Origin of the sequence: Winogradskyella thalassocola (assembly GCF_900099995.1) — a bacterium.
In the GTDB taxonomy this organism is placed as follows: Bacteria; Bacteroidota; Bacteroidia; order Flavobacteriales; family Flavobacteriaceae; genus Winogradskyella; species Winogradskyella thalassocola.
Map to the genome: position 1 here is coordinate 1,232,406 of NZ_FNCZ01000001.1, position 15,399 is coordinate 1,247,804.

Sequence of the window (15,399 nt, forward strand, 5' to 3'; positions counted from 1 at the left end):
TGTTTATTCGTTCCACCAAACTGGCACGTTTATACTATTGTTGTCTGTTGCGGTTGCAGCAACACTGTAATTTTCAAAATTTAAAGCTGCCTCTTCAGCAGGATAAGGCATTCTAATCGGAATTAAATCATTGTTTAAACTCGCCGAAATGGTTTGTAGTTCGGGCAAACCTGTTCTTCGGTATTCTATCCAACCTTCATAACCATTAATGACATTAGCTATCCATTTCTGCGTTAAGATTTGTTCTATTGAATTTGACCCAAAAGCATCATAAGCCGCAGGACCAGTGAGGTAATCTGCCGGTAATGCTGTGTTCCAATATTCAAAAGCTAAAGTGACTCCAGTATTATAAAGCGTTTGTGCATCTGCGTTGATAATGCCTTCGGCAGCCGCTTCGGCTAAGGCAAATTGCACTTCCCAGGCGGTAATAAAATTGGCGTCTAAAGTTGAAGTGTCTTCTCGAAAAGCAGTACTTGCTAAAGAATAATTAGCTAAAGCAATAGACGTTGAGGATGCGTCAATACCATTTAGTAAGCCATTGAATTCATTGGAAGTTGAATTGGAAAATGGTCGGAACAAACTTGAAAGTCGCGTATCATTCAAACCCACTAAAATCGTTTCCATTGTTTCGGATAACACAAAATTGTTGAAATCACCAATGCGTAATTGAGCTAACCTAAAACTGTTTGGGTCTGTATTGGTAAAATTGAAAATAGCATTTTCACTGTTGGAAGTGATATAATTACCTTCATCAAAAAGGGATTGTAAATCATTAGAAACATCAATTTTATCAGAAATACGCACCAAATGTTTAATTTTTAAAGCATTCGCGAATTTTATCCAAGCCTCCAAATTGCCATTAAATAAAATATCTCCTTCTAACGGAATCACATCCGTATAGGCTTCAATAGCCGCAATGCCTTTATCTAAGTTGTCTAAAATGCCGTTTTCATTGAGGTAAATCTCTTCTTGCAAATCATATGCTGGTGTTACTGTGCCGTAAACGCCATTAAAAGCTTCAAAATAAGGCACATCTCCAAATAAATCGGTTAAACCAGCCGCCATATAAGCCTTAAGAATTAAAGCAGGGCCTTCGTAAACGGCAAAGGTTTCTATGGTTCTAGCTTTGTTGAGAATAATCTCATTATCTCTTAAATTGGTATAAAAAATAGGCCAAGGATTACCACCTAATTGTGGTGATTTTAGCGCATGTCTATCAAACAAATTAAAATCTAAAGCGGTTCTGTGTTGCGCTAATAAATCGCCAGCAACAAAACCTTCGTAGCTCATGTTTTCGCCAAAATCGTAAATCACTTGTCGCAGTAATAAGCTAGGCTGAACAGAACTTGGTGCATTTGGATTGGTATTAATGTCTTCAAAATCTTTGGTACAGCTTGTGGTGAACATCAAGCTTAAAACCGAAACGATATATATAATTTTTTTCATTGAAAATTTTATTTTCATTCCCTTAAAAAAGGGAAGTTTATTATTTTGTTCACTATTCTTGAGATTCTCATTGTTGTGAGAACTAGAAATTAAATCCGGCTTTAAAACCAATACTTCGTGTGGTCGCATAACTCATATCTTCTACACCACTTACAAAAGCATTCCCTTGAACCGCTAATTGTTCTGGGTCAAAATGCGGATTCTCAGTAATGGCAAATAGATTATTTCCAACTAAGGAAAGGCTTAAATCAGCACCTTCTTTCAATCCTAAAAAGCCATCTTTTATATTGAATGTATAGCCAACGGAAAACTGACGTAGCTTTAAAAAGGAAGCGTCGTAAACGTTGTTTTCTTCGTGATTTCTATCGTAAAACTGTCGGTAATAACTTTCTGCCGAAACCGCAACGGTATTTGCCTGTCCTGTGTTTATGTTAACACCTTGTGCCACAATACCAGCATCTGGCCTATAACTGGTTTCGGCTAATTGACCACCAACATTTCCTAAAGCGCGTGTTCTCGAAACAATTTCGCCTCCTTGTCTCCAATCGAATAAAAAACTCATATTCCAATTTTTATAATTGAAATTGTTACTCCAGCCTAAAGTGAAATCCGGATTGTAATTTCCTAATTTTTTTAAATCATTATCTGCGATAAATTGACCTTCATCATCAATTAGAAATTCGCCATTGTCGTTTTTTTTATAACCTGTTCCATAGAAATCACCAACACGTCCTCCTTCTTCCACCTGAAACCAAACGGTTTGGTTGGCACTATCATAAATTCTACTGTAAGCCAATGTTAATCTGCCATCGGCTTGCGGTAAATCTTTAATTACAGAACGGTTGGTTGTGAAGTTGAAAGTGCTATTCCAATTAAAATGATCGGTTTGAATAGGTGTGATCCCTAAAATAATTTCTACACCTTGCGTATTTACTTTTCCGCCATTAACCACTTGCTGATTGTAGCCCGAAGAAATAGCCACAGGTAATGAGATAATTTGATCTTCGGTATTGGCATTGTAATAGGTAACGTCTAATCGCAATTTATTTTCAAAAAAGCGCAGGTCTGTACCAAATTCATAAGAGGTGGTGCGTTCTGGTTTTAAGTTGGCATTTGGGATAAAATTTTGATCGCTAAATGTGGGTTGACTATTATAAGGGGTTTGCGATACAAAAGTACCAGAAGTTTGGTAAGCGCTTGTGTCGTTTCCAACTTGTGCCACACTCGCTCGTAGTTTTGCAAAAGATATGGCAGTTGGTAATTCCACAACATTAGATAGTATAAAACTAGAAGAGACAGAAGGGTAGAAAAACGAGGTACCATCGACAGAAAAAGGTGTGGCTAAAGCACTAGACCAATCATTCCGTCCTGTAATATCTAAGAATAAAAAGTCTTTATAGCCCAGTTTTGTAATACCATAAAATGAATTGATACGCTTTTCACTTTTAAATTGAAATACTTCAATAGGTGATGCTGCATTGTTTAAATTGTAAATTCCGGGTTGTGCTAAATTAACCGTTTGTGATTGTTTAGTTGATGCGGTTTGGTTCAATCTATTTCCTCCTAAAAAGACATCAAGTGAAAAGTCTTTAAACTGATTGTTGTAGTTGATGAGAAAGTCGGTGTTAATCTCTCTAAACATCACATCATGCTCGGCATAAGCACCGTTATTGAAACGATTACTACTGTATGCTCTGCGTAATTCACGCTTTTCAGTACTATAATCCATCCCTGTTCTTAAGGATATGCTTAAGTTTTTAGTCAGTTCTTGTGTAATGGATAGATTTCCAAAAATACGATCGCGATTAAAGGAATTGGTATTCTCATTTAGAATGAAATACGGATTGTCAAAAAAGGTGTAGTTAAATGAATATTGTTGTGTGCCTTCTAAACCAGGTTGCCAATAATTTTTAAGATTTTCAATATTTAAAGAACGAGGTCCCCAAGCTACTAAAGAGTAATTTGCGTTTTCACTTCCGTAACCATTGGATGGTCTATTGTCGCTACTAGAATTTATGTAGCTAAAAGATGAATTGATTTCGGTATTGTCACTTGGCTTAAAGTTTAATTTAGCAGCAATGGTTTGGCGGTCTAAATTCACGCCAGGAATGATCGATTCACTTCTCAAATCGGTAAAAGACAATCGGTAATTACCGGAATCAAATCCATTAGAAACTGAAATATTATTAATGGTTGTAACACCAGTTTCATAAAAATCTTTTAAGTTGTCCGGATTCGATTTAAAAGGTGTTGCTGTGATTTCTAAACCATCGTAAAGCGCAGTATCTCCACCTCTAACAAAAGTGCCATTTGGTAATTGCACAGGACTATCAAATTGCGGAATTAACAAACCCGTGTCTAATCGTGGTCCCCAAGAATAGGTGATGTTGTCGTTAATTCCGCCGCCAAGGCCATCACTATATTCAAACTGACCCGAATTTCCTTGACCGTAAGAATTTTGAAAATCGGGTAATTTAAAAGCAGTGTCTACAAAAAGAGAGGAATTAAAACTGATGCCTAAACCTCTTTTGTTTTTGCCGTTTTTGGTTTCAATAACGATAACACCATTCGACGCTCTTGTGCCATATAATGCTGCGGCACTTGGACCTTTTAAAACGGTAACAGAGCCAATATCATCAGGATTGACTTCCATGGCGCCATTACCAAAATCAATTTCTTGAAATCCGGCTGCAGCTTCGTTTGTGAAATTAAAAACCGTTTCATTATTTATAGGGACACCATCAACTACAAATAAAGGATTGTTGTTAGAAAAGGACGCTTCGCCTCGAATCGTAATTTTGGAAGAAGAACCAACACCTGTGGCGCCTTGCGTTACGGTAACTCCGGCTAATTTACCTTGTAGGTTGTCTAGAAAGTTCACCGTTTTTACTTCCGTTAATTTTTTAGCAGAAATGGCTTGAACTGCGTAACCCAATTCTTTGGTGTCCCGTTCTAAACCTAAGGCAGTAATGACCACTTCGTCTAAAGCTGCGGAATCTTCTTCAAGTGCAATATTGATTATAGTTGTATTACCAACACTAATGGTTTGGGTTTTAAAACCTAAAAAGGAAAAAGTAAGTTGTTCGGTACTTGAGTTGACGACAATGCTATATGTGCCTTGCTCGTCTGTTGTTGTTCCATTGCCATTGTTAGATGAGATGTTTACAAACGGTAAAGGTGTGTTTGAAACGGCATCGGTGACGGTTCCAGTAATTGTAATTTGCGCATTGCCCAATAGACATAAGCATAGCAGTAAGCATGAGTAAATGTACTTCATATCACGACCACAAAACGTGGCAATTTTTTAAGATGTGAGAATCGTTAGTTGTAAAAATTCTTGGACTTTAATAGCGTTAAAATCCCTCTTTATAGATGAAGTGATATTGGTGAGCCTTTGTTGTATGGTGATTCAAAGACTGTAGCATATTGAAAAACGGAAGCAGACGTTACAATGGTCTTAATTGTTTTTCGAAGTATTAATAGCAATCGTTTTATCTTAAAATCTAAAGTTTTAAAACTTTCTAAAACGGAGTCGATATCGGAAACATCATCAATATCTGTGAGTATTTCTAAATAAGAAACACTTTCGTTTTGATGTTGTAATTCGGTATTTAAACGCTGTCTTAATTTAGAAGTTTGCCAAGGTAAATTCTGGAAACTAGTTTTATTGAAATGTGTTTTTTTGAAACCCATTAAATAAAAACCACCATCGGTTGAAGGTCCTAAAACATAGTCTGAAGTTGCTAAGTTTTGAGTCGCCTTTAGAATATGATTGGCCCTAAGATGAGGTATGTCGTTTCCGAGAGAAATAACATGTTCAAAGCCTTTATTAAAAACAGCTTCAATGGCATTAGTAAAGCGCTCGCCAAATGAACTACCTATTTGTTCTTTTTCGGAAAAATGAAAATAAGGTAAATTCGTTTTCTTAACCGTTTTTACAGTATCAGAATCAAGCAAATTAAAGAAGTCAGAAGAAGAAATTGATTTTGAAGTCAATTCTTTTTCTGCAGAATTTGCAAAGATTAATATGGCGGTTTTAGTCTTCATTATTTATTCCTGCGAAGGCAGAAATCTTAATTGGTTTAAATCTAAGATTCCTGCCTTCGCAGGAATTTTGTTATGCTACAACACCTTGACAGCTACTTCCTGCACCAGCAGTACAACCATAACAGTGCTGTGAAATGACGATGTTTCGTCCTTCTAATAATTCTTCGTTAAATTCAGATATGTGTCTCGACTTACTATTTACAGGCAATTCTAACATTTGGTTAAAATCGCAATCAAATAAATAACCATCCCAACTAATAGATAAGGTATTGGTACACATCACGTTTTCTACAGCAGCCGGATTATAAGCTTCCACTAAAGAATACATATAATCTTCGTAGTTTTCTGAAGCGATTAAATAATCTAAGAATCGTGCGATAGGTAAATTTGTAATGGCAAATAGATTATGAAATTCAATTCCGAAATCGTCCATCAATGCCTTTTTGAAATCCTTTTCCATCGCAACTTGATCACCTGGTAAAAAGGCTCCAGACGGATTGTAAACCAAATCTAATTTTAAGTCACTTCCAGGCATTCCATAACCTACAGCATTTAATTCTTGTAAGGCTTTTATAGATTTATCAAAAACACCATCTCCACGTTGTTTATCCGTTTTTCCACGTGTCCAATGCGGCATAGAACTTACCACGTGTACATTGTGTTTTTTAAAGAATTCTGGTAAATCGTAATATTTTTTATTGGCTCTAATAATAGTTAAATTAGAACGTACTATAAAATCTGTAATACCAACCTTTGAAGCTTCTTCTACAAACCATCTAAAATCAGGATTCATTTCTGGTGCTCCACCAGTTAAATCTAGCGTGTGTGCTCCAGAATTTTTAATCACCTCAAGACATTGTCTCATGGTGTCTCTCGTCATAATTTCTTTTCGGTCCGGACCAGCATCTACGTGGCAATGATCACAAACTTGGTTACACATGTAACCTACATTAATCTGTAGAATTTCTAGTTTTTTTGCTTTAATAGGAAATTGACTCGTTTCTGAAATCTTATCTTTAAAGGTTGGTAATTCACCAGTTTTAAAGATACCATTAGAGAGTATTTCTATTTGTTTATTGCTTTGAGCTAAATCGCTTCCTAATTTTTGTAGGGACTTTGTTGCCATTAATCGTTTCTCTTGTTTGTAATTCTTACGAAATTAATGCGGTTGAGGTTTTTATCTTAACCGTCTAATTTGTTAACTTTATTCATCATTTGGACACCATGTACTAAAGTGGCTCCGCTTTTTATTGCTGCACCAACATGTATGGCTTCCATCATTTGCTCTTTAGTAATGCCACGTTGCAAAGTGTCTTTTGTGTAGGCATCTATACAATATGGGCATTGTTCTGTATGTGCTACTGCTAAAGCTATGAGTGATTTTTCACGAGCCGTTAAAGCGCCTTCCTCAAATACTTTTCCGTAATAGTCAAAGAATTTAGTTCCTAATTCTTCACTCCATTCCGTGATTTTTCCAAATTTGCGTAAATCCGCAGCATCGTAATATGGTTTCGACATAAAATTATTTTTTGATTTAGAAAAATCAATATAACGATTAAGTCGAAGTTAAATCTTAAAGATTACAGAAAATTTTAAAAGATTGATTTCTATTAAAAGGTTTGACGCTAGTTTTAAAAATAGAAAATCATTTAAGTCAAAAAACCTTACTTTTAAATTCTCTTTTTTTATTAGAAATGCAAAACTGGATTGAATTACTTTCTGAATTTAAACAAAAGCAAATACCTGTAGCCTTTATAACGGTAACCAAGTGCTTAGGCTCAACGCCTTGCGTAGTGGGTTCGCGTATGCTTGTGACTGAAAACAAAGATATCCACGGAACTATAGGAGGTGGGAAGCTTGAATTTAAAGCCATAGATGAGGCTATCGTTGCTTTAAAAGAGAATAGAATTATTGAATCCACCTATACTTTAGGTCCGGAATTTGAGCAATGTTGCGGAGGAAAAGTGGAATTTATCATAGAACCTATGAATCAATCACCAGAATTATTTTTATTTGGAGCAGGACATATTGGTGTTGAAATCGCCAAATTATTAGTAGATACGCCTTTTAAAGTGAACCTTATAGATTCACGTGACAATTGGTTTTCTAATTTAGAATTAGACAGCAGTGTAACGACGCATCAAGCCAATGAAACCGATTTTAAATCGTTTAAAGATGCTGTGAAATGGGGACCTAATTGTTATGTTCTCGTGCTAACACATAATCATGCTATCGATTTTGATTTGATAACTATGGCTTTGCAAAATGAAACTAAATTTTTAGGACTAATAGGAAGTAAAACCAAAAAAGTAAGGTTTAATAATATGCTCATTAACGAGATGCATATTCCAGAAGGTATGACAAATGTGGTTTGCCCTATAGGTTTAGACATTGGAGGAGATACACCAAAGGAAATTGCGATTAGTGTGGTGGCTCAATTGCTTCAAGTGCATTATAAAGACACCGTTGAGAATTAAAAGAGATTCCCGTTTTTACGGGAAGTATGCATGAAAAACAATAAATCCATTATAGAAAAACTAACCGCACTTTGGGCTTTAAACGAGTCAGGTTTAGGTGGTTTTTTACACGTGTTTAATTCTCCATTTACAGGATTGATTGTAGGTGGCGTGTCCATTTTACTTATAAGTTTAATTGCTTATTATGCCGAAAATAAATGGCAAGCCATCTTAAAGGCATTGGTCATTGTCTTAATTATAAAAATGGCAGTGAGTCCATATTCACCTTTTGGAGCTTATGTTGCTGTGAGTTTTCAAGCGGTTTTAGGAGCAGTTTTATTTTCTAATTTCTCATGGAAAGGAGCTACGATAATGGTTTTAGGAATGATGACCTTTTTAGAATCGGCACTTCAAAAATTATTAATACTAACCATCGTTTACGGAACAAATCTCTGGGAAGCCATTGATATTTATGGGGCTTGGGTTCAGAAAAAATTAAATTTTGTTTCAGAAACCTCTACAACATCGGTTTTAGTCACCACCTATCTTTTGGTTTATGGGATTTGCGGAATTTTAGCTGGGATTTTTATTAAAAACACGATTAAGATTATTTCAAATAAAAAAGAAACTGATTTTTATCTTCATCTTGAAACGGATAAACGCGATAAGAAAACCAAAAAAGTAGCTTTTAAAACGAAAGTCATTTGGGTGTGGCTAGGCACAGTTGCGGTTATGGTTTTGGCCTTTTCAATATTTGGAGGTCCGCTTTTGGGGTGGCAAAAAGCCATTTATATTGTATTGAGAAGTTACTTGATTTTAATGCTTTGGTATCTAGTAATTGGTCCTTTTTTGTTGAAAGTGGTTCAGAAATATCTTCGAAAAAAAGAATCTAAATATCAAGAGGATATTGCGAATGCGATGGATTTGTTTCCATATTTCCGTCAAATTATTGCATTTACATGGAAAGACACAAAACATTTAAAAGGTTACACGCGATTCCAATATTTTATGGCGAATAGTATTTCTAATTGTATTCATTTTAAAGTGCCTTCAGAATGATATATATCCTCAGAGGTGATATCCGAACAGGAAAAACAACGGCTTTATTAGAGTGGTGTAAAAACCGTGATGATGTTGATGGAGTATTGTGTCCTGATAATGCCGAAGGAAAGCGCTATTTTCTAGAAGTAAAGTCTAAAAGTGAATTTGAACTTGAAACTGAACTTGAAACTGAAGCCATCATTGAAATTGGATACTTTAAGTTTTTAAAATCAGCTTTTGAAAAGGCGAATGCTTATTTGCAATCTGTTGCTTTAAAAAATGAATCGAAGTATCTTATTATTGATGAATTAGGGAAGTTGGAATTGAAAGGAGAAGGCTTGCATTTGTCAGTAGAAAGATTGATTCCTAATTATGAAACTAATGAAAACAAGCACCTCATTCTTGTTGTTAGAGATTATTTATTGGAGGCTGTTTTGACGCATTATTCAATAGAGAAATATAGGATTCTCACAAAAGTAAATTTAGAAACACTGAATTAGTCCTGTAAGGTTTTTAGAACCTGACAGGTCTGGTAAGTAGATGTTCCGCATCACACAATCTCATTTGTGTTTGTATGGTGAGGTCTTATTTGAAATAGTAAGACCTTTCAGGTTTTTCAAACCTAGCAGGTCTGGTAAGCAAGAACGTATAATCTATTTGTCGGGTGTTATCCTGATGTGATTTTAAAAATTTGCGACTGTTAATTAGCTTTTGTACCTGTCAGGTTCTAAAAACCTTACAGGATATGTACGATAGTAATTTTCTTCTCATTAATGAGATTCCTGCGTTTGCAGGAATTGGTTAAGAAAAAATAGTCTCACTCAAAGCATAATAAATCGCCATTAAAGCAGAAAAAGCGGCAGATCCAAGAAACCTCCATTTCAGTTGGAATCGATTTTGAATAATATAATTTGCCATAAAGGAAATAGGAATATTCACTAAAAACGACCAAAACGCAATCTCTAAAAGGTTAAAATCAATAGCTTCAAACTGGCCTGAAAATAATTTAATAAACAGTAAATGTCTGGCGACCCACAAGGGGTTAAAATAGGCTATTGCTAAAATAGTTTTGCTTAATGTGGCTTTAGCCCCTTTTCTAAACTGTGTTGTTTTTACAATCCAATCAAAATAATTCGGGATTTCAAACGCATAAAAAGTAGCACCAATAAACATCATGCCTAGTAGGCGATACCAGATGAATTCACCAAGTAAAAGAGCAGCAATAGTGTCACCAGCACTGTAAATAAGTGCGCCTTTAAGGATGTTTTGTTTTTTGTAATGTAGTGCGATAAGGCGTTTAGTTTAGATCTGATTTTATGAGACAATAAATTTCGCTATCTAAAAATTGGCCATCATAATAGAAGTCCTCTCTAAAACGCGCCTCTAATCTAAATCCAAATTTAAGTAACAGTGCCTTAGAATTTTCATTTTTAGTATTAACATTAGCATCGTAACTATGAAGATTTAAATTATTGAATCCAAAACGAATTAAGGTATTAAAAGCTTCTGTCATGTATCCTTTTCCCCAAGAGTCGGGATGTAAAATATAGCCTATTTCTCCTCTTGAGTTTTGCCTGTCAATGCGCCAAATCCCAAAATCACCTATAGGACAATTACTAGACTTTTCAATAATAGTCCAAGTAATACCTTTTTTTTCCTCGAAAGCGCTCTGATAGTCTATGATTTTATTTTCAGCATCTCCAATCTGTTTAGGGATTGTGGTATCCATATATTTTGAAACATCTTTATGACTTCTAAGATTAAAAAGCGCTTGAGCATCATCCTTTTTATAAGCTCTAAAAAGTAATCTTTCGCTTTCTAATTCAGGGAATGTTTCAAAAATGCGTTCGTTGATTTGTGTTTTTGTAGTCATTTAAACGCTTTGGTTGTTGTACAAACTCATCAACACTTTTTCAGGTGTCATCGGTGCATGAAATTCTAAATCATAATTAGAATTAAAAGCCTTTATCGCATTTTGAAGTGCAAAATAAGCGCCAATACCATACATTAATGGTGGCTCACCAACGGCTTTAGATTTTAAAATTGCCATGTCATTGCCTTCGGTTTCTACTGGAATCACTTCCACACATTTTGGTACAGAAAATATATCAGGTACTTTATAAGTGGATAATGCATTAGATAATAATTTACCATCATCATTATAGGCGATTTCTTCCAAAGTCATCCAGCCGATACCTTGTATTAAAGCACCTTCTACCTGGCCTAAATCAATACCTTCACTCATACTTTTTCCGTAATCGTGTACAATTTTAACGGAGTCAAATTCGTAAGTACCACGCGTACAATCTACAGTTACCGTTGTAATCGCTGTGCCGTATACGTGATAGGCAAAAGGATGTCCTTTTTCTTTGGTTTTATCAAAGTGAATTTCTGGTGTGGCGTAATGGGCATTTTCAGTTAAAGCAACACGTTTGAGCATGGCACTACTGATGAGTTGTGTCCAGGATAATTCTGATGGTTTATCATTTATAAAGACAGATTCATCTTTTAAAGTAATGTCCTTTTTTGACACATTTAAATCTTCTGAAGCCACTAGTTTTAAACGTTCTACTAAAGCATTACAAGCCATTAAGGTCGCTTTTCCGTTTAAATCTGCCGTAGAACTCGCAGCAGAAGGCGACGTATTGGCAACACGCGTTGTATTGGTCGTTTCAATCTTAATTTTTTCAATAGGAATCGAAAATACATCCGCAGCAATCTGCATCATTTTTGTATTTACACCTTGACCCATTTCTACAGCCGCTGTGCTTATGCCAACACTGCCATCTAAATAAATATGAACCAAAGCACGTGCATGATTCATTGGTGTATTGGTAAACGAAATACCAAAAGTAATTGGCATAAACGAAAGCCCTTTTTTGAAGGCTGTATTATTTTTGTTGAAATCAGCAACTTCTTGTTCTAAAGCATCACTATTAAATATGTTTTTAGCAGAATGCCATGTGTTTTTGGCTTCTACTTTTTTAGCAATTTGTCCATAGGAGAACGTGTCATTTTCATCTAACAAATTCGCTTCCTGAATTTGTCTAGCTGAAACCCCAATTTCAGAAGCTGCTTTTGCAATTGCAGACTCAATTACAAACATACCTTGTGGTCCACCAAAACCTCTAAAGGCCGTATTTGGTGGTAAATTGGTTTTGCAACTCAACACTTTTGTGGTCACGTTTGGTACGTAATAACTATTGGTAGCATGAAACAAAGTACGTTCTGCAATCGCAGGTGATAAATCTGCTGCTGCTCCAGAATTTTGTAAAAATTCCGTTTGATAAGCAAGAATTTTTAGGTCTTTAGATAATCCAATTTTATAGGTGCTTTCATAAGGATGACGCTTTCCTGTCATGCGTAAATCATCATGACGATTCAGTATTAATTTTACCGATTGATTTAGGTGATGCGTTGCCAAAGCAACCATAACTGCCCAAGGTGTGGCTTGATCTTCTTTTCCACCAAATCCGCCACCAAGACGTGTCACATCCACTTCAATTTTATGCATGGCAATACCCAAAACTTTGGCAATAGTTTTTTGTACAGCTGTTGGGCCTTGCGTAGAAGAAGTCACTTTTATGTTGCCATTTTCCATGGGTTCGGCATAAGAACCTTGCGCTTCAATGTATAAATGTTCTTGTCCGTTGGAAAAGGTTTCCCCTTCAAAAACGTAGTCACAGTCTGCAAATGCTTTTTCGGTATCACCTAAACTAAAAGAGCGTGGCGCGTTGATAAAACTACCTTTTGCTTTGGCTTCTTTTGCTGTGGTGATGACTGGTAAATCTTCAATTTCAATCTCGATTAAACCTCTTGCTTTTCGTGCAATAAATTCAGATTCGGCAACAATTAAAGCAATTGGCATGCCCCAAAAATGAACCTCGTCTTCTGCAAATAATGGTTCGTCTGCGATGATGCCTCCAATTTCATTTTCGCCAGGAACATCTTTGTAGGTAAAAATACGTTCGACACCTTCCAGAGCTTCCGCCTTAGAATAATCGATATGTTTTATTTTTCCGTGTGCTTTTGGTGAGTCAAAAACTACGGCATGAAATGTACCTTGTCTGACATTAACATCATCAACATATAACGATTCACCACGAACATGCGTATAAGAATCTAAGTTTTTAATGCTTTGTTTTAATGACAGAGAAACGGCGTCTAACTTCGTGTCTAAGACTTTATTTGATTTGTTTTTATGCATGTTGAACAAAATCGTTTAAGGTGAAATGATTGGGGAACAACTCCGTAAAATGCGCGAAAAACAATTGTCTTGCGAGCAAACGTTTATAATCACTAGTTCCTCTGACATCACTAATTGGAGTGATTTCCTTTTGAAGTATCTCATTAGCTTCTAATATCGTTTCTGAAGTCAAGGGCTTTCCTGTTAAAAATGCTGAGGTATCGTGTAAATACTTCGGAATTGCAGCAACACCGCCAAGAGACACATGCGCTTCTGAAATGGTACTATTTTCAACTGATAAATGTATTGCTGAATTGACACTCGCAATATCCAAATGGGTGCGTTTACAAACTTTTTCAAAATTGAAAAATGACTGCGCTGTTGGTAACTTAAAGCTGATGGCTTTTAGAAGTTCATCATCTTTTAAGTCGTAAGTTTTATAACCTTGATAAAAGTTATTTAGTGCAACACTGCGCTCTTCGTATTTTTTATTGATAATCGTAAGATCACTATTAAGTGCTAAGAAAAATATTGTCATATCTCCAATAGGTGAAGCATTGGCGATGTTTCCACCCAAAGAAGCCATGTTTCTAATTTGTTCTGAAGAGACCAACTTTAAGTGTTTTCTTAAATTGGGTAAAATGCTGTTTAACTCTTTGTGATTCCATAAATCAGAAACGGTAGAGTTGGTTCCAATGGTGCAAATCCCATTTTCAATTGAAATGCCTTTTAAAAAGTCTTTTTTAGCAATAAGATGAACAGGATTGTCGATTAATTTGTCGGCTTGCTGGACGTATAAATCGGTTCCTCCAGAAACATATTTTCCTTTGGGTTGATTCAAATCCTTTGCTTCAATATCTTTTAAACGTTGTGGAATGCTTTCAAAATACTCTGGAATAAATCCATTGTCAATTAACCATTTGAAAGAATTTTTTTCTTGATGCTCTAGTTTTTCCACCACTTGATGTGCCGCTTTTTCAATGGCTTTATAACCTGTGCATCTACAAATGTTTCCACTTATAGCGTCAATGGCATTACTATAATTTTTATCTGAATTAGATAAAGCAAAGCCAGTTAGAGCTACGACAAAGCCTGGTGTGCAAAATCCGCATTGGGTAGCGTAATTAGCTTTCATGGCTTCTTGAGCTGTAGTGAGTGTGTCTTTTAGATTGGTACCTTCAACCGTTACAATATGTTTGCCATGTGCGTTTCCTAATGGTGAAATACATGAAGTAATACTTTGGTATTCCATCGTATCGTCGTTTAGTGTACCGACCAAAAGTGTGCAAGCACCACAATCGCCTTCACGACAACCAATTTTGGTGCCAGTTAAGCGTTGTTGGTAACGTACAAAATCCAGTAAAGTGGTTCCGGAATGTTCCGATGTTTTAATGGTTTTGTTATTTAGGATGAAGGTGATCACTCTGTAATTGTATTTTATAGATTATTGAATTACTTGATTATCAATTATGAATTCATCGAATAATTTTTGTTCTCGTTTTGCTTCTTCCGACATTTCTGATAATTTCATATCACTCATTCCACGAGGGGAATAGAAATGTGTTTTCCAAATTGGTCTATGTTTAATAAATAGATGTTTTTCATCAAATTCATCATGATCATATAAGCCAATCCACAATTTTGCAAATATTAGAATTACAATTATTAATATATATCCAATTCTTTTATTCAATTCTGTTTCAAAAAAATTCTATCAATTAATATTCCGTTTTATCTAGCTTCTTAGTCCATTCCTGAAAAGGCTCTAAAGCAACTTCTCTCGCTAATTGTTCAAATGGAATGCTACGTTCTGAGTATGGTAATGGAATTTCCTTGTAAATAAATTCATCATCAAAACCAATATTAGCAGCATCTACTTGATTGCTTCCATAATATACTTTGTCTGGTCTCGCCCAATAAATAGCGCCTAAACACATTGGACAAGGCTCGCAAGAGGTGTAAATTTCGCAACCATCTAGTTGAAAAGAATCTAAGTTTTTACAAGCATCTCTAATGGCTGTAACTTCAGCATGAGCCGTTGGATCGTTGGTAGAAGTAACTTTGTTATTTCCGCGACCTACTATTTTTCCATCCTTTACAACGACGCAACCAAATGGTCCACCTTCGTTGTTATTCATTCCTTTTAAAGCTGCGTTTACAGCTTCTTTCATGTATTGTTCTTTATCTGTCATATGTGTAGTTGTTGTCTTATTTTGAAACGTG

14 protein-coding genes are annotated in these 15,399 nt (G+C 35.6%); 3 read left to right on the forward strand and 11 right to left on the reverse strand.

The features are described 5' to 3' along the window. Positions 1-3 precede the first annotated feature (3 nt). From BLT80_RS05120 to BLT80_RS05140, 5 genes are all read right to left on the reverse strand, one after another. Entirely contained in the window at positions 4-1,446 is a 1,443-nt protein-coding gene (locus BLT80_RS05120) for a SusD/RagB family nutrient-binding outer membrane lipoprotein (RefSeq protein WP_092466890.1), read from the reverse strand. An 82-nt stretch (positions 1,447-1,528) separates the two neighbouring features. Then, positions 1,529-4,723 carry a SusC/RagA family TonB-linked outer membrane protein gene (locus tag BLT80_RS05125; protein ID WP_092466487.1) on the reverse strand — a complete coding sequence of 1,065 codons (3,195 nt, stop codon included), beginning with the start codon at positions 4,721-4,723 and terminating at the stop codon, positions 1,529-1,531. 89 nt (positions 4,724-4,812) lie between these two features. Beyond that, the gene (locus BLT80_RS05130; protein WP_092466488.1) at positions 4,813-5,493 is read right to left on the reverse strand and encodes a DUF2064 domain-containing protein; all 681 of its coding nucleotides are present in this window, start codon (positions 5,491-5,493) and stop codon (positions 4,813-4,815) included. Between the two features lie 70 nt (positions 5,494-5,563). Beyond that, the gene (arsS, locus tag BLT80_RS05135; RefSeq protein ID WP_092466489.1) at positions 5,564-6,619 is read right to left on the reverse strand and encodes an arsenosugar biosynthesis radical SAM (seleno)protein ArsS; all 1,056 of its coding nucleotides are present in this window, start codon (positions 6,617-6,619) and stop codon (positions 5,564-5,566) included. 56 nt (positions 6,620-6,675) lie between these two features. Continuing rightward, on the reverse strand, positions 6,676-7,011 hold the full coding sequence (locus BLT80_RS05140) for an arsenosugar biosynthesis-associated peroxidase-like protein (RefSeq protein WP_020895861.1): 336 nt from the start codon (positions 7,009-7,011) through the stop codon (positions 6,676-6,678). Positions 7,012-7,187: 176 nt separating this feature from the next. Here BLT80_RS05140 and xdhC point away from each other — a divergent pair, with 176 nt between their 5' ends. The 3 genes from xdhC to BLT80_RS05155 are packed head-to-tail and all read left to right on the forward strand — an operon-like array spanning position 7,188 to position 9,490. Continuing rightward, positions 7,188-7,970 (forward strand): xanthine dehydrogenase accessory protein XdhC, encoded by a 783-nt coding sequence (xdhC, locus tag BLT80_RS05145; protein ID WP_139181016.1) that lies wholly within the window; start codon positions 7,188-7,190, stop codon positions 7,968-7,970. Positions 7,971-8,000: 30 nt separating this feature from the next. Then, positions 8,001-9,008, forward strand: coding sequence for a hypothetical protein (locus tag BLT80_RS05150; RefSeq protein WP_092466491.1), 1,008 nt, complete (start codon positions 8,001-8,003; stop codon positions 9,006-9,008). Continuing rightward, positions 9,005-9,490, forward strand: a complete 486-nt coding sequence (locus BLT80_RS05155) for a nucleoside-triphosphatase (protein ID WP_092466492.1) — start codon at positions 9,005-9,007, stop codon at positions 9,488-9,490. The genes BLT80_RS05150 and BLT80_RS05155 overlap by 4 nt, the downstream gene beginning before the upstream one ends. 301 nt (positions 9,491-9,791) lie before the next feature. Here the strand turns inward: BLT80_RS05155 and BLT80_RS05160 are convergent, their stop codons facing one another. The 6 genes from BLT80_RS05160 to BLT80_RS05185 form a co-directional block, all read right to left on the reverse strand. After that, positions 9,792-10,166, reverse strand: coding sequence for a hypothetical protein (locus BLT80_RS05160; protein ID WP_217630748.1), 375 nt, complete (start codon positions 10,164-10,166; stop codon positions 9,792-9,794). A 121-nt stretch (positions 10,167-10,287) separates the two neighbouring features. Continuing rightward, positions 10,288-10,863, reverse strand: a complete 576-nt coding sequence (locus tag BLT80_RS05165) for a GNAT family N-acetyltransferase (RefSeq protein WP_092466494.1) — start codon at positions 10,861-10,863, stop codon at positions 10,288-10,290. Then, positions 10,864-13,197: a xanthine dehydrogenase molybdopterin binding subunit gene (locus tag BLT80_RS05170; RefSeq protein WP_092466495.1), complete on the reverse strand. Its 2,334-nt coding sequence runs from the start codon at positions 13,195-13,197 to the stop codon at positions 10,864-10,866. After that, on the reverse strand, positions 13,190-14,599 hold the full coding sequence (locus BLT80_RS05175; protein ID WP_092466496.1) for an FAD binding domain-containing protein: 1,410 nt from the start codon (positions 14,597-14,599) through the stop codon (positions 13,190-13,192). The genes BLT80_RS05170 and BLT80_RS05175 overlap by 8 nt, the downstream gene beginning before the upstream one ends. A 21-nt stretch (positions 14,600-14,620) precedes the next feature. Then, on the reverse strand, positions 14,621-14,815 hold the full coding sequence (locus BLT80_RS05180) for a hypothetical protein (protein ID WP_139181017.1): 195 nt from the start codon (positions 14,813-14,815) through the stop codon (positions 14,621-14,623). Between the two features lie 79 nt (positions 14,816-14,894). Then, positions 14,895-15,368, reverse strand: a complete 474-nt coding sequence (locus BLT80_RS05185; RefSeq protein WP_092466498.1) for a nucleoside deaminase — start codon at positions 15,366-15,368, stop codon at positions 14,895-14,897. Positions 15,369-15,399 lie beyond the last annotated feature (31 nt).

Bases quoted from the DNA above. Each gene is read 5' to 3' on its own strand.
- BLT80_RS05120 (WP_092466890.1), bottom strand. From the start codon at position 1,446: ATGAAAAAAATTATATATATCGTTTCGGTTTTAAGCTTGATGTTCACC.
- BLT80_RS05125 (WP_092466487.1), bottom strand. From the start codon at position 4,723: ATGAAGTACATTTACTCATGCTTACTGCTATGCTTATGTCTATTGGGC.
- BLT80_RS05130 (WP_092466488.1), bottom strand. From the start codon at position 5,493: ATGAAGACTAAAACCGCCATATTAATCTTTGCAAATTCTGCAGAAAAA.
- arsS (WP_092466489.1), bottom strand. From the start codon at position 6,619: ATGGCAACAAAGTCCCTACAAAAATTAGGAAGCGATTTAGCTCAAAGC.
- BLT80_RS05140 (WP_020895861.1), bottom strand. From the start codon at position 7,011: ATGTCGAAACCATATTACGATGCTGCGGATTTACGCAAATTTGGAAAA.
- xdhC (WP_139181016.1), top strand. From the start codon at position 7,188: ATGCAAAACTGGATTGAATTACTTTCTGAATTTAAACAAAAGCAAATA.
- BLT80_RS05150 (WP_092466491.1), top strand. From the start codon at position 8,001: ATGAAAAACAATAAATCCATTATAGAAAAACTAACCGCACTTTGGGCT.
- BLT80_RS05155 (WP_092466492.1), top strand. From the start codon at position 9,005: ATGATATATATCCTCAGAGGTGATATCCGAACAGGAAAAACAACGGCT.
- BLT80_RS05160 (WP_217630748.1), bottom strand. From the start codon at position 10,166: ATGATGTTTATTGGTGCTACTTTTTATGCGTTTGAAATCCCGAATTAT.
- BLT80_RS05165 (WP_092466494.1), bottom strand. From the start codon at position 10,863: ATGACTACAAAAACACAAATCAACGAACGCATTTTTGAAACATTCCCT.
- BLT80_RS05170 (WP_092466495.1), bottom strand. From the start codon at position 13,197: ATGCATAAAAACAAATCAAATAAAGTCTTAGACACGAAGTTAGACGCC.
- BLT80_RS05185 (WP_092466498.1), bottom strand. From the start codon at position 15,368: ATGACAGATAAAGAACAATACATGAAAGAAGCTGTAAACGCAGCTTTA.